At 32.2% G+C, this 14,836-nt stretch carries 12 protein-coding genes; 6 read left to right on the top strand and 6 right to left on the bottom strand.

Annotated elements, in window-relative coordinates:
- Positions 1 to 137 precede the first annotated feature (137 nt).
- From ACO05K_RS11570 to ACO05K_RS11560, 3 genes are all read right to left on the bottom strand, one after another.
- Positions 138 to 800, bottom strand: a complete 663-nt coding sequence (locus tag ACO05K_RS11570) for a hypothetical protein (protein ID WP_421944587.1) — start codon at positions 798 to 800, stop codon at positions 138 to 140.
- Between the two features lie 354 nt (positions 801 to 1,154).
- A complete protein-coding gene (locus ACO05K_RS11565) occupies positions 1,155 to 3,338 on the bottom strand; it encodes a TonB-dependent receptor (protein ID WP_421944586.1) in 2,184 nt (727 codons plus the stop codon).
- A gap of 59 nt (positions 3,339 to 3,397) precedes the next feature.
- Entirely contained in the window at positions 3,398 to 3,718 is a 321-nt protein-coding gene (locus ACO05K_RS11560; protein WP_421944585.1) for a DUF6660 family protein, read from the bottom strand.
- 116 nt (positions 3,719 to 3,834) lie between these two features.
- Here ACO05K_RS11560 and ACO05K_RS11555 point away from each other — a divergent pair, with 116 nt between their 5' ends.
- The gene (locus tag ACO05K_RS11555; protein ID WP_421944584.1) at positions 3,835 to 4,152 is read left to right on the top strand and encodes a hypothetical protein; all 318 of its coding nucleotides are present in this window, start codon (positions 3,835 to 3,837) and stop codon (positions 4,150 to 4,152) included.
- Here ACO05K_RS11555 and ACO05K_RS11550 read toward each other — a convergent pair.
- Positions 4,149 to 6,545, bottom strand: a complete 2,397-nt coding sequence (locus tag ACO05K_RS11550) for a hybrid sensor histidine kinase/response regulator (protein WP_421944583.1) — start codon at positions 6,543 to 6,545, stop codon at positions 4,149 to 4,151. The genes ACO05K_RS11555 and ACO05K_RS11550 overlap by 4 nt on opposite strands.
- 409 nt (positions 6,546 to 6,954) lie before the next feature.
- Between ACO05K_RS11550 and ACO05K_RS11545 the strand changes: the two genes are divergently transcribed.
- From ACO05K_RS11545 to ACO05K_RS11525, 5 genes are all read left to right on the top strand, one after another.
- Positions 6,955 to 8,550 (top strand): sensor histidine kinase, encoded by a 1,596-nt coding sequence (locus tag ACO05K_RS11545; RefSeq protein ID WP_421944582.1) that lies wholly within the window; start codon positions 6,955 to 6,957, stop codon positions 8,548 to 8,550.
- 4 nt (positions 8,551 to 8,554) lie between these two features.
- The gene (locus tag ACO05K_RS11540) at positions 8,555 to 9,301 is read left to right on the top strand and encodes a LytR/AlgR family response regulator transcription factor (protein WP_421944581.1); all 747 of its coding nucleotides are present in this window, start codon (positions 8,555 to 8,557) and stop codon (positions 9,299 to 9,301) included.
- Positions 9,302 to 9,694: 393 nt separating this feature from the next.
- Entirely contained in the window at positions 9,695 to 11,026 is a 1,332-nt protein-coding gene (locus tag ACO05K_RS11535) for a hypothetical protein (protein ID WP_421944580.1), read from the top strand.
- A 13-nt stretch (positions 11,027 to 11,039) separates the two neighbouring features.
- The gene (locus tag ACO05K_RS11530) at positions 11,040 to 11,708 is read left to right on the top strand and encodes a hypothetical protein (RefSeq protein WP_421944579.1); all 669 of its coding nucleotides are present in this window, start codon (positions 11,040 to 11,042) and stop codon (positions 11,706 to 11,708) included.
- A gap of 8 nt (positions 11,709 to 11,716) precedes the next feature.
- Positions 11,717 to 12,340, top strand: coding sequence for a hypothetical protein (locus tag ACO05K_RS11525; RefSeq protein ID WP_421944578.1), 624 nt, complete (start codon positions 11,717 to 11,719; stop codon positions 12,338 to 12,340).
- Positions 12,341 to 12,986: 646 nt separating this feature from the next.
- Here ACO05K_RS11525 and gap read toward each other — a convergent pair.
- Positions 12,987 to 13,985: a type I glyceraldehyde-3-phosphate dehydrogenase gene (gap, locus tag ACO05K_RS11520; RefSeq protein ID WP_421944577.1), complete on the bottom strand. Its 999-nt coding sequence runs from the start codon at positions 13,983 to 13,985 to the stop codon at positions 12,987 to 12,989.
- A gap of 8 nt (positions 13,986 to 13,993) precedes the next feature.
- Positions 13,994 to 14,836, bottom strand: coding sequence for a hypothetical protein (locus ACO05K_RS11515; protein ID WP_421944576.1), 843 nt, complete (start codon positions 14,834 to 14,836; stop codon positions 13,994 to 13,996).

Here is a 14,836-nt window from a genome sequence, read left to right as displayed (position 1 = left end):
AATAAAAGATCAAACAAACCATTTGACGCTAGTCATTTAGTTTATTGATTTAAATCAACAATAAAAAGCTCCAAGACTATTTTTATGTTTAGGAATATTAAAAAAAAGAGTATGACGATAGTGCCTAGTTTTAAAACTTATCTTTTTTTCTTGACAACGCCTATTTTAAGTCTGGGATCAAAATATAGGTTGTATTCCTCTTTTGTGCCTACATGAATGAGTTTTCTGCTCTGGTTGTTCGTATTGCCTCGCTCATCATCTTGAAAGCTTGACTTTTGGCTTCGAGAGTAATTGACGGTTCTGTCAATTCTCAATGTCGCAAGTATTGATAGCAGAATAAAGGAAACCAAAAATATGTGTATACCCAATGTTTGTGCTATGTAGAGACGCAGATGAAATATTATAAAATAAGAAATTATTAAAAGAGTTAAATGGGCAATTAATATTCCTAATGCTATTGTGCGCCCTGAAAAAAGCAATATTGGTATCATTAACACAAACGGAAGGGCAACTATAGAGAATATCCATCTTCTATAAAAATTAGGATTTAAACTATCTTTTAGCCATTCCTGAAGGATTAAAATCAGGCAGATGAATGTAGGGCAGAGCAAGATGGCTGATAGGTTTTCAACGAGCGAAATACCTCTGCCTGAGAAAATCAAGCTTTCTATGCCAACAAGGTTGATAATCTCTATCCCAAAAGCCTTGAAGTAATATACTTCCTCCACTATGGAAAGTATTGTTATGGCTACTATAGTAAGTAACAAATACCCTAAGAAAAAATTAGATAGACTATTCATTATTGCTCGAACACCTAGCGTTATGTAACATCAAAAACACCAAATTTGGTATCTAATGCAAAAATGTACATTCAAATCTGGAAACATTCTGATGATGACCGATTGGTCTGATGATTTATATCAAGTATGTTGCTCAATTCGGAATATAAGTGTCATCACTATAAAAAGTTTTTTTGCAATAGACTTCGGTGGGAGTATTCCAGCATCATATGGTCTGGGAATTGATAAAACAAAGAAAGCCCTCCGTTACCGAAGGGCTTTTCTTTTTTCCGGAGTGGAAGCATCCGGAGCTGCAAAGATAGAAAATTATTGCTTTTGAAATATTTTTTTTAATGATTTCTTTAATTGACTAAACTATAGTCTCAATTTTATTCCTGCATTGAAGGTTCTGCCTTCCGTGTGGGTCCAAATATCATCAAATGTTGGATTGGTGTGCGAGCCATTTACGACACTTTTGTATCGGCTTTGCCGGGTATCTGTAAAGTTTTCTGCATTTATAAAAAACGATATTTTTCCGAAATACTTTTCTGCCATAAATCCAAACTCCCAATAGGAAGGAGTTTGAAAATTATTATATAGATATTGCCTGTCTGTAAAATAACCTTCTAAACCCAGTTTAATATTTTTTTCTTTCTCATAAAGCAAGGCCAAATTCAGTCTATTTTTTGGGAGTAATCTTATTTCTTGAATTATAGGAAGGTAATTTGCTTTTGCATTTGTAAAGGTATATCCGGCAAAAAGTTTGAAGTTATCTTTAAAGATTAATTTTGCATTTGTTTCAAAACCCTTGCTATCTACTGCCTCAGTAGTATTTGAAAAATAAAAATTTTGCGAAGCATTTTGTAGCAATATTGTTGAATTATTTATTCTGGTGTAAAAAAACATTTGATTTAAGCTAATCAACCAATCCTCACCAATACTGGTTTTGAAATTTACATCTGCAGTTCCGCCATAACTTTTTTCCGATTCTACGTTGCTTAGTGGATTTAGATTTTGATACTGGAATGTTTCTGTTTGCTCAGTAAATAGCGTTGGTGTTTTATAGCCTAACCCTCCTCCAATTCTCGAGCTCCACTTTTCGGTGAAATTATATAGGGCAGATACGCGTGGTAAGAGGAAAAAATCTGTCTTGTTATATAAATTATTCCCGTATTGTGTGATATCTGCTCTAATTCCATTTTCTAATTTTAGTTTCTCAGAAATATCTAAAGTTTGCTGAACATACAAACCTGCGGTTTTGGTTTTAAAATCTTTAGCGTCGGATGCATCTCTTTCCTTAAAATTATCGTAAATTAAATTTCCTCCAAAAATAAGCGATTGGTTTTCTAGGTTTTTCAAGTAGCTCACATCATTGTAAAAATTGTAATTAGAGCCATTAAATAAATATCCTGGAGTGCCAATTTTACGCTTAAAATAGTTGAAACTACTTTTTACCCTAAATAGATCCTTTTCATTTGGCTTAGTACTTAAATCGAATGTTGTAGTATTTCTTGAAGTGTTGTTGTTTTCGAAATAAGTATGATTTGAAGTCGGACCATCCTTTATCAGATAAATATCGCCTCCCGTTTTATCACTTGTAGTGAAAGAGTTTCCAAAAATTATCGACGTTCTCTCATTGGGATATATAAAAATTTTGGGATGAATGGTGAAATCTTTACTTTTAGGAAGTTCAGTGAAATCATCGTTATCAACATCGTAAGGCTTCTGAAAATTTACCAATGCAAGTAGGCTGTAACCAAATTTTTTATTTCTTTTCATCGTAAAGCCACCAATGTTTGTTTGCCCAACGTTAGATTGGTTGACAATGAAATTGTAATCTGCTTTTTCTTTTGGAGTTCTGGAAATAAAATTTACGACACCTGCAATCGCGCCAGCACCATATAATGTAGAGGATGGTCCTTTAATGATCTCAACCTGAGCCAAATCTAAAGGTGGGATTTCGAGCACACTTAAGCCACTTGCAAAATTCCCGAAGCTTGCATAGCCATCTTTCAGTAACTGTGTGTAACGACCATCTAGTCCTTGAATACGAATGCTCGCATTACCACTTGTCGCAGAGGTTTGTTGTACGGCTATACCTGTACTTTCATGCAATATCATCGAAACATTTGCCGGGCGCATATTGCTTTTTTCGTCAATTTCCTCCAGCTCAATAGTTTCTACTCTTGTTGGGGTGTTCTTAATCGATCTACTGGTTCTGGTTGATGAAATAATTACTTCCTCAAGCTCATCTTCTGATAGATTTAGCAAAATTTCGTAAGGATTTGTTTGATTTAAAGGGAAGCTGAGCATTACAGTTTTGCTTTCAAAACCAATGCAATTAACTACTAAAATTTGTTTCCCATTAGGGATGTTTTTAAGATTAGCAATTCCGTTTTCATCAGTCGTTACAATGTTTTTTGTTCCTTTTACTTGGATGTTAACATTATTTACTGGTAATTGGCTTTGTTGATTTTTAACAACAACGTTAAAATTATTCTGTGCGTTAGCAGTTACTACGCACACAAGTGTACATAACAACAAAAGTATTTTTTGCATTTTTATTTAGATAATTGAATATAACCCAGTAGTAACCGAGCAGTTAATTAACATTAGAATTAACTATTCAATTTTGGAGGTTGCCAGATGTTTTTAGTATAATCTGATAGAAAGTAATTACAATAAGTAGCTACATTCTTGCTGTGGTTTAGTGGCTTCGGTTTGATTAAAAGCTCAACCTTTTGATTAAATACAATTAATTGACCACAGCAGTTGCAGGTGCATAACGGAGAACAATTATCGCTTTCTTGATGACTGTTTTCCTGATTTATAATTTGCTCTGTAACTATTGATAAGTTATTTGCAAGCTCAAAATCTTCACATGAAATGCAAGATAAAGCAAGAATTGAGATGCATAAAATGATGGCAAATAACTTCATAAGATTTTCAAAGATACATATAAAATGAAAATTTACTCCGTTGGGTTGTTTGTTTCTTCTGATTATAGTGAACAATTGTATAAACCGTGTGTTGATAATCTAATTGCGATAAATTTATGCAAACGCCAATCCTTAGTAATTCAACACAATTCGTTAAGCCATTGTTAAAAGTGTGGCATCCCAAAGATGAAATATGTTTGGCAAAATTAAAGTCTGGTGATAAGGAGACTTTCAAAATACTTTATAAATTGTACTCATCTGCATTGTATGGTTCAATAATTCGAGATGTAAAGAATAAGAAAAAGGGTAATGAGATTCTTGAAAACACATTTCTTTACGCATGGCACAATATTTCATCTTTTGATGAATCAAAATCGAAGATTTTTATATGGCTTTTAAAGGCTTGTAAGGAGATTTCCAATAAAAGTATTTAAGCACTTTGGGTTAAATTGGCTTTCAAATTCGCTTGTGCTGATAAAACTTCTGTTATCTTTTGATACATTAATTCCTCATCAACAGGTTTATTCATATAATCATTAGCGCCAATATTGTAAACTCTTTCTTTGGTTTTACTTGTTACATCGGCAGTAATAACTATTATTGGTTTTTCGCTATTATTTAGTCCTGCTAAGCCGCTTCTTATCGCTGCTATAGCTTCGTAGCCATCCATTACAGGCATTTGCAAATCCATTAAAATTAGGTCAATACTTTCATCAGATTTAAGCAAGTCTAAGGATTGCGCACCATCATCAGCGATAGATACTGTTGTGTTTTTCCAATCTTCAAGTATCATTTGAATTATCATTTGATTCATGGGATTATCTTCAACAACTAATATATGTTTGCCAAGCAAATCATGCTCATCAGTAGGGTATATGTTTACTGCTTTGGTAATAATTTTTTGAACAGGATATTTAATTACGAGTTCACAACTGGTACCATGACCAACACTGCTAATAATATTTATCGAACCATCATGTAAATCGATTAATGCTTTTGCAATTGTTAGCCCAATACCAAAACCACCATATTTCCTTTTGTTATCTGAATTTGTTTGAGCAAAAAGTTCGAATATTTTATCTAGTTTTTCTTTAGGTATACCAATACCAGTATCGTTAATGGTAATGCTTAAGGTTAAAGTACTGTCTTCTACAATAGATTTTGCTTTTAGCGTTACTTCGCCCTTAGATGTAAACTTAATTGCATTGCCCAAAACGTTATAGATAATTTGCTCCAACCTAACCGAATCGCCGAGTAGAATAATATTTTGCTCTAAAGTAGATTCGAAATTAAAAACTAAACCTTTTTCTTTAGATTGCCTTTGTGCACTGTTGGCCAATTTTTCTAGCACTTCATGCGCACAAAAATCATTATTGTTGAGTTGAAGCAAACCCTTTTCAATCTGCGAGAAATCAAGAATATCATTAACCGAAGAAATTAAACCATTAGAGGCAAATCTTATTTTTTCACAATTTAGTTTCAGTTTAGCATCAGTTGTTTCTTTCTCCATAATTGCAGCCAGTCCTAATATTGCATTAAGCGGCGTTCTAAGTTCATGACTCATGTTCGACAGAAAGTAGGATTTAATGTCGTTCATTTCTTCCGATTTCTGGAGCGCAATGTTTTGAAGTTCTTCCTTTTTATTTCTGAGTATTCCAATTCTATTGGCCATACTGAGTGATAGTGCTATAATTTCTAAGCCAATTCCTGGCTTGGTAATGTTATCAGTTGAAAAATCTTCAGGGAAAACACCAAAATTCATTAATATGGCTAAAATGATACTTAGTGCTAAAATTGAAATTCCTATGGTATAAAATATATCAATCGACTGTTTTTTAAAAATGATTACTGCTATTGATGAAAAGATTAACAATAAACCAAAAACCGTTAATATATTAATGATTGGGTATGAATATTTTAAGAACCCAGGAAACAATATAATGGAAGCTAAAACTAATCCTAAAGCAATATATAGGGGTTTAAATAGCTTATGGATACGATGATTTTTCTGTTTTATTTCCAGAATAATTTCACTGTATTTGCCAAAAAAGAAGCAGCTTAAAATTGCACTTATAATGACCGCATGCAAGCTAAACCATGAGTTTCCTGTACCAATATATTGATGGTAGAAACCATCTAAAGCAAATTGGCATAAACCCATAAAAAACACATACAACGTGTAGTAAAGGAATGAAATATCTTTTAAGGCAAAATAAAAAAAGAAATATGTTATCGCAACCACTAAAAGAATTCCATAGAAAATACCCATTATTAACTGGTCAGAATAGGTGTGTTCTAGCATTTTCTGCTGACTTATTAATACCAATGGTAAAGAATTTTTTTCGCCGTCGTTCTTTAGTTTAATAAATGCACTCTTGGTTTCTCCAGGTTCAAGCTCAATTTTAAAAATTGTTTTTCTGCTTGAAATACTCTTTTCGCTAAAGTCTATGTTATCACCACTTTTCTGTAGTTCAATTTTCGAATTATTTCCAAGCAAATACAAATAAACATTATCTGTAACAGGTTCTGCAGTTTGAAGGTAATAGAGCGTAGGTACATCCAAAGTATTTTGAACTTGGAACTTAACCCAATAATTATCGCTTGTAAAACCTAAATTCCCGAACTTCCCGCTTAATGGTTTAAACTTAAGTTTTTCTGAATTTTTAATTATTTGATGTAAGCTTAAATCTTTAGTGCCTGTATTTAAGATAGATGCATGATCTAGGATAGATACCTCATCTGGCAGATTATTTTCTTTTAATTGATACTGCGCTTTCGCAGTTATTACAGCAAGAAACAGGAGCAAAAATGTAAAAATTCTTCTCAAAATAATAAAATACTAAGAAAGGCTGTTGGCCAAAAAGTTGGTTTATTTGTGGTTGCAATTTTTGAGAGACGTAGAAGATTTTAGCAAGCCGCAATGCACAATGATATACAAAGAATATGTATTTATTGCGCAGCCTTTGTGACTTTTATGTTATACAACAGCAAAATTTTACAACCTTATGGAATGCTTCTTTTCTAAGCAATGTCTTTTATGATTTTTTTTATGGGGATGTAAATATTTGGGTTACAAAATATTTTGTTTAGACAAAAAATCAGTTTAATTCTTTATTTAGAAATTTCAAATACTGTGAGAAACAATACTTACACTATTTCGAATGTTGTGTTTCCTGTTTTATGGTTTTAGTTTTGCTATTATTGCGACAAGTTTGATGAAAATTAAACTCAACACTATGAAAAAGATCATCATCACATTTCTAATTTTAATTACTGCTCTATTTACAGTAAATGCACAGAATGGTATCAACTTTAAGCGTCATTATGCCGCCGGAGGAAAACTGTTAATGAATGTTGATAGCTCAGCTAGGAAAGTTTATTACAACAACGTATTTCCAAATCAACCAAAAATTTCTTTTAACTATTTGCCAGATGCTAATAATGTAAACCTTCAGATATATTTTAGGAAAAATATTGCTATAAAAGATTTTCGCTATACAATATTGATGGATGATAAACCGGTAAACGTTAACCAATCATTTAACTTAGCTCAGATGAAAGATGCTAACGCTGGAGACGATGAGGTGTTTAGCTCTACATCACTTGGTATTTTCCCGATTAAGGACAAAATAATTACAGTACTCCTTTACAGCATAGAAAAACCTCAGGATATTGATAAAACTGTTTTTTACGGAAAACCTATTCCAAAAGCAAAAATTAAAGGTTTTTCGAAACGATTCAAAACTGAAAAAGGTGTTGATTATAGTTGGGTTAATAAGCCAAAGGATACAACAAATTTCACTTTCACTGAAAAAGATGACGAAATAACAATCGTGAAAGAAAGATCAGATATTGATTATCTCTATAATATTTCCATCATAGACAAGCAGAACAATCAAATCATTTATGAATCATCCGTTTGGCAATATGGTGGCATAGTCGAAGAGCATGAGTTTCTGCCCGTTGTTAAAGTTGATAGAAACATCTTCAAAAAATCTGGAAATTATGAGATTATTATACAGCCAGCTATAAAATCAGATATTTTTCAAAAAGAAATAGAAAAGCATACAACCAGACACATGCTTTCAATAACTTTAGAGGAAGAAAATTATACTAAAAAAGAACTTTTATTTTACGGATTTATTGTATCAATTTTTATTGGACTAGTCTTTCTTGTTATCCTTTACTTCAGCAAAAAAAGAAATAAAAAAGCATTGGCTGAAAAAGAACAACAGAAAAATGTTGCTAAACTTCAACTTAATTCTATCCGTTCTCAGTTAAATCCTCACTTTTTATTTAATGCACTTTCTGGTATTCAAAATTTAATGAATAAAAACGAAATAGATAATGCTAATAAATATCTTTCAAAGTTTGCCAGGTTAACCCGCAACGTACTCAATGATAAAGAACTGATTAGTTTATCGCAAGAAAAAAGTTTGCTTGATGATTACTTACAAATGGAGCGTTTGCGTTTTGGTTTTGATTACGAGATTAAAACGGAGCATAATTTGGATTTAGATAACGTAGAAATACCAAGTATGCTGCTCCAACCTTTTGTAGAAAATGCAGTGAAACATGGTATATCGCAGAAAGCTACGGATGGAAAAATAAGTATATTATTTATAAAGCAAGGGAACGATTTAGTTTTAACTGTTACCGATAATGGAATCGGCTTTGACAAAGAAAAAAGGAGTAATGGTTTGGGTATTTCGCTAAGCGAGAGTAGAATTGCTTTATTAAACAGTGTTTATAAAGAAAATCGCTTTATTTTGGAAATACAATCAAGGGAAAATGGCACTAAAATAATTTTAACACTAACCGATTGGCTATAAAAATATGAAGGCAGTTTTAGTTGATGATGAAATTTCCAATTTAGAAAACCTGCGGACATTGCTAAATAAGCATTGTCCGCAGGTAAGTATAATGGCAACTGCACAAAATGTAACAGATGCTGTTGATGTGATTGAAAAGTATTTGCCTGATTTGGTTTTTTTGGATATCCAAATGGGTAAGAGGACAGGTTTTGATGTACTTAAGTTAGTTCAAACGCAAAATTTTGAAGTTATTTTTGTTACCGCATACGACCAATACGGCATACAAGCAGTAAAATTTGCTGCCTTGGATTATCTTTTAAAACCTATTGATATTGAAGAATTAATTAATGCGGTAAGTAAGGCTGAAGATAAATTATCAACCCATATACGAACTTCGCAACTCGATTTTTTGATGCAACAGCTTAAAAAGCCTGAAGTGAATATGAGTAAAATTGCTTTACAGATGCAGAGCGAAATAAGATACGTTGCTTTATCAGAAATTATACGATGCGAAGCAGACAATACTTACACTCATTTCTATCTTTCGGGCAGTGAAAAAATATTGGTTTCAAAACCTCTTAAAGAATATGCTGATTTATTAAAACCAAATGGTTTTATAAGAACGCACCAAAGCCATTTGGTAAATCCTAAATATGTAAAAAGTTGGTTGAAAGAAGATGGTGGTGTTTTGCTCTTAACCTCTGGAGAGAAAATTCCAATTTCAAAGCCTAATAAAGATAATGTAAGAAAAGCTTTGCATGGGTTGTAAATAATATCATGGTCTCTTTAAATAAGAAAATCAAATATAACCTATTATGGGCTATAATCTTTGTTCATTACATCTTTCTAGTTTATGGTCAATATAGTTTTAAGTGTGTGTTCGTTAATGTTTAAATATACAGGCTTGTCTTTTTGGATAATTAATTATACATTTAATAAAAATAAACTTTAATGAAAAATATAACGCTTATCTCACCCCTTAAACTATTCATTGCATTTGTTATGATTTCTATGGTGCAAATTACTTCATGTAAGAAGGAATTCTACATCAAGGATAATCAAAGCATGAAAATTGTAACACTTAGCGAACTGAAAAGGTTTAACTGCCAATCTACCCTTAGGTAATGTTGCAAAATCCTCCAATAAAATTAGTGGTAATAACATGATTTATTGGAAAAATGCTTATTCAATCCAACTAAAAAATGGCAATAATATTATCCATGTGCCCCTAGTAGAGAACTTATATGAAGGTTATAACTCTACAAAAAGTCATTTGGTCGCCTATAAAGATTCTGTGGGCAAAATCCATAGTTCAATAATGGTTATTAAGCCTAGTAATGGAGACACAAAGGCTATCGATGAAAACAAATCTTTAAAGAACTTCAATGGAGATATTTTACTTTTTGATTTAAAAAATACTTTTCAAAGAGGCTATATTCTTTTCGAAGGAAAAATTATTGGACAAACAAAATTCGATTCAAGTCCATCGACAGAGCTTGTTGATAAGTCATTTTTTAAACTAGGTAAGCTTATGAGCCTTGATGGAAGTATAAAGCCTGATAAAATTCAAGATTGGCAAGAGAATTGTAGTTGGGTGCCAGGTGAAAGCTATGTTAATCTAATAGGTGAGTTGGTGATAGTTTCCAGGAAAGTATGTAAATGGAGTTATACCTCAAATGTAGACCCAAATATTCCAGAACAAGAAGCAATAGACTTTATAGCGCCAGCACCTCCTGGAGAAGCATACGGTGGGGAAATCGTTAAAGAGGAATACACTAGAGCAATTATATCAAAAGACACGTCAATTATCAATAATCCAAAAGCTAAGTGTGCATTGGATAAATTACTTAACAATAATATAAAATTTGATTCATTGTTGAAAGCATTTACTGGAGTTGGGTACGATGTAACTTTCAAAGTTAAAGATGTACTAACGAATGCTGATTCTCGAGGTGAAACTACCTACAATCCTGCCAACAAAGCTCAGATTTATATAAATCTGAAGCGTTCTTTTGTTAATAGTGCTCCTCCTATTCACATTGCTAAAACGTTATTACACGAAGCATTTCATGCTAATCTTATGCAAAGAGCACATGATGTTTTTGGTACGTATGAGGTTACGAATAATTGGACAAAAAAACCTGAGGATATGACTTTAAATGAGTTAATGGATATTTTTGAAAGTAAACTTGCAGGTAACTCAACATTGGGGGCTGTTCACCATGAATATATTGCCCGAAACATTGGCGTATTAGTTTTAGGTCTGAAGGAATTTGCCCAGAAATATGATGCAAACTATAATAATTATGATCAGTATGATTATTTGGGGCTTGCTTGGGAAGGTTCAAGAGAAACTACTTATTTCATTCAAAATGTAAAGGATACCCAAGTTTACTATATTCCGGGTACTCCTCTACATATGAGAATAGATTCTTTATTCGATAATAAGGTTACACCAATGCTAAATAATTCTAATATTAACTGTGTAAACTAATAATTTTGCCCTAATGAAAAAGCTCCTTATTTTTGCACTTTTAATCATGTTTTCGAGGCATTATTGTTCCGGTCAGGATGGCCTTATGCGTTATTCGAAAGGCGTAACACCCATGCATAAATTTTTTCAGCAATACGCAGATAGCACTATAATAATTGAATATGCAAATGTTCCGGACGGAAAGCCCTCAAGCTACCAGCTTATTAGTAAAACTGGAAGTTTTGTAAATACTTTTAACTATAAGCCATTAGATACTGCTTACTATCCGCTTTACAAATTAAAAAATATGTTTCCGGTAATTTTATGGAATATGATAGGTGTAGAGCGTTCAAATTTCAAAAATCGTCCTGCCGATATTAATATTTTTTTTAATCTTATCAACCTAAAACCAGATACAGCAAAGAAAATATGGAATGAAATTTCTATGTATAAGCCATGGCAAATTGTTGATGATAGAGTTTTTGGACATGGCTGTAAAAATATTGTCGATAATTTCCTCAATGACGGAGGCAGTCCTGCGATTATTCATTTAATTACAAAAAAAGAAATTAAAACATTAATTTTTTGGAATCCTGAATATTATGAAAAGCTTTGCCCGGGTAACAATAGCAGAAAGGTGGCTATCAAAATTGAAGAAATAATTGATAGATATTTTCCCAAGATCAGGGATGATTATTATTAAATTTAATCATGAAAATATTAGCGACCTCTATTCTATTATTAATATGCATTTATTCTTGTAGGGGGCAAACTAAAGGCATTACTCCCATGCATAAATTTTTTCAGAAATATGCAGATAGTACAATAATTATAGAGTATGATACTGACAGTTATGAGCCACATCCGTATAGGATAATTTCAAGAGCAGGAAAATCTGTAAATACTTTTAGCTATGAGCCTATTGATAATTCTTGGAAAACATTGTCATCATCTAAGAAAAATTTTCCAACCCAACTTTGGTATGAATTATTATCCAGAAAAACCTTGTATAAGAATAGACAAGCAGACATCAATATTTTTTTTAATCTTGTTGAAATTAACCCCGATACCTCATTAAGAATATGGAAGGACATTTCAAAATTTAAGCCGTGGCAGTTGTTAGATGATAAAAGCTATCCAGAATGCAGCAATATAGCTATTGATGCTGGTTATAGTATTATGCATCTAATTACAAAAAAAGAGATTAAAACATTAATTTATTATGCGCCTTATTATTATGAAGAACAATGCCCAGGTAATAAGAATAGACAAGGTATAGTCGGTATAGAGCGTTTGTTTGAAAAGAATTTTCCTAAACTGCCTAATTTATGGTGATTGGCGAGTTAGGTATATGAATAACTTATAGAAAATCAAAGGTCTAAATTTTAACAAACAACCACAATCCCTTTAAATAAGAAAAGAGATACTCCATCCAGACGTATCTCTTTTTTCTAACCAAATATAAACCTGTTATGAGCCAGGCTTTGTCTTAAATTTTCTTTCTAAACAAATGTTTTTCCAGAAAATGATTTATCTATTTATTACGTGATAACCACTGTTTGATTATTACTCTACAAATATAGTAAAAAAAATGTTAGTGTAAAAAATACACTAAGAAAAAATTAAGTATTTTTTTTGTCATTTTTTTATTCCAATCTAATATTGCTTCAACTAAAGGAATTATTCGATTGATTTTTCAAATTTAACAAGAAAATTCATTAATAAATTGTTAAATAATGTAAAATCGTATCAATTGATGGTGGAATTGTGTCAATATTTCGATTAAATTGAAAATATAGTCGGTATAATATTTTGCTTTTCTATTTAACCATAGAATTTAATCTACTTCTTCTATAATTTTTAAAAAGATGTATAAATATTTTCTCTTTTGAACAATGTTTTTATTAGTGAATAAAAAAAGGGTTAACATTTTTAAATGTTAACCCTTTAATAATTTTAATTTAACTTAAAATCTCAAATATTATAAACTTGCATAGTATTCTACAAATTTAGCTAACGCTGAAGAATATCCCCACTCGTTATCGTACCATGAAACAACTTTTACAAAGTTATCGTTTAATGAAATACCTGCTTTAGCATCGAAAATAGAAGCGTGGTCATCACCAATAAAGTCAGATGATACAACTTCATCTTCAGTATAAGCTAAAACGCCTTTTAATTCACCTTCTGAAGCCGCTTTCATAGCTGCTTTAATTTGCTCGTAAGTTGCTGGTTTTTCTAAACGAGCAGTTAAATCTACAACAGATACATCAGCAACAGGAACGCGGAAAGACATACCAGTAAGTTTACCTTTTAACTCAGGTAAAACCATACCAACTGCTTTAGCAGCACCAGTAGAAGAAGGGATGATGTTGGAGAAACCACCACGGCCACCTCTCCAATCTTTTGCAGATGGACCATCAACTGTTTTTTGAGTTGCTGTTACTGCGTGAATTGTACTCATTAAACCTTCAACAATTCCGAAATTATCATTTAATACTTTAGCGATTGGCGCTAAGCAGTTTGTAGTACATGAAGCGTTTGAAACGATGGTTTGATCAGCTGTCAATTTATCATGATTAACACCCATTACATAAGTAGGGATATCAGCATCTTTAGCCGGAGCAGAGAAAACTACTTTTTTAGCACCTGCAGCGATGTGTTTTTCAGCATCAGCACGTGTTAAGAATAAACCTGTAGATTCGATAACTACTTCAACACCTACAGCATCCCATTTTAAATCAGCAGGATTTTTTTCTGCAGTAACGCGAATGGTTTTGCCATTAACAACTAGGTTACCATCTACAACTTCAATTGTACCATCGAATTTACCGTGGGTAGAATCATACTTTAACATATAAGCCATGTAATCCGGCTCAATTAAATCGTTAATAGCTACAATATCTAATCCTCTTTTTAATGCGGCTCTGAAAACCAGTCTGCCGATACGGCCAAAGCCGTTTATTCCAATTTTGCTCATTGTTTTTGTTAATTAGTGTAATGTTTTAATAAATTTAGTATTGGTTCTTTTATAATGGTTTTTATAGTTAAATCGTGCTTTTCGGCTGTATGTATTAATCTATCTTGAAATTCTGCGGCAACCGTACCAACAAAATGTAAGTCTTCTTTTGGGTATTTATTTTTCATTGGTAGGATGTACGTTTGAAAGTGTTTTTCAAAACCTTCATCAACCATTTTTAAAATATGCCCGTGTTTATTGTTTTGTATAAAAAAATCAAGAAACGAACTCAGAAAAATATTTGCCTGAGGCTTTCTGTAAATTCTCTCAAGTATCTGGCTTCTATCTAAATTATAAGTTCTGATAAATTTGGTTTCAAGCTCTTTAGGGAGTTTTTTGGTTAAAAAACTTCTTAAAAGCATTTTACCTAAATAATTTGCAGAGCCTTCATCTCCTAAAACATAGCCTAAGCCAAAATTATTGTTGTGTGGCTTTTTTCCATCAAAATAGGCACAATTTGCGCCGCTACCTAACATACTAACTATGCCTGTTTTGTTATAACAAACAGCCTTGGCTGCGCCAAATAAATCATTTTCTACCACAACCTTGCTGTATCTAAAAAAAGATGACAAAGTTTTTGCAAGTTCATCTTTCCTATCAGCAGAAGAAGCACCTGCTGCAAAGAAATAGATTTTCTTAATATTCTCTGCATTGTTTACCAAAACAACCTTCTTATTTAAAATTTGAAGAATTGTTTTCTTGTCAACAAAGCAAGGATTTATACCGGTAGTGTTGCAATGTGCTACAACTTCTCCATTTTGGGTTAATTTCCAAAACGCCGTTCTCGAACCACTGTAAACAACTGCTACCAT

Source organism: Pedobacter sp., assembly GCF_965227205.1.
Lineage (GTDB): Bacteria > Bacteroidota > Bacteroidia > Sphingobacteriales > Sphingobacteriaceae > Pedobacter.
Note: the sequence above shows the minus strand (reverse complement) of the source record. Positions and strands in the feature narration are given on the sequence as shown.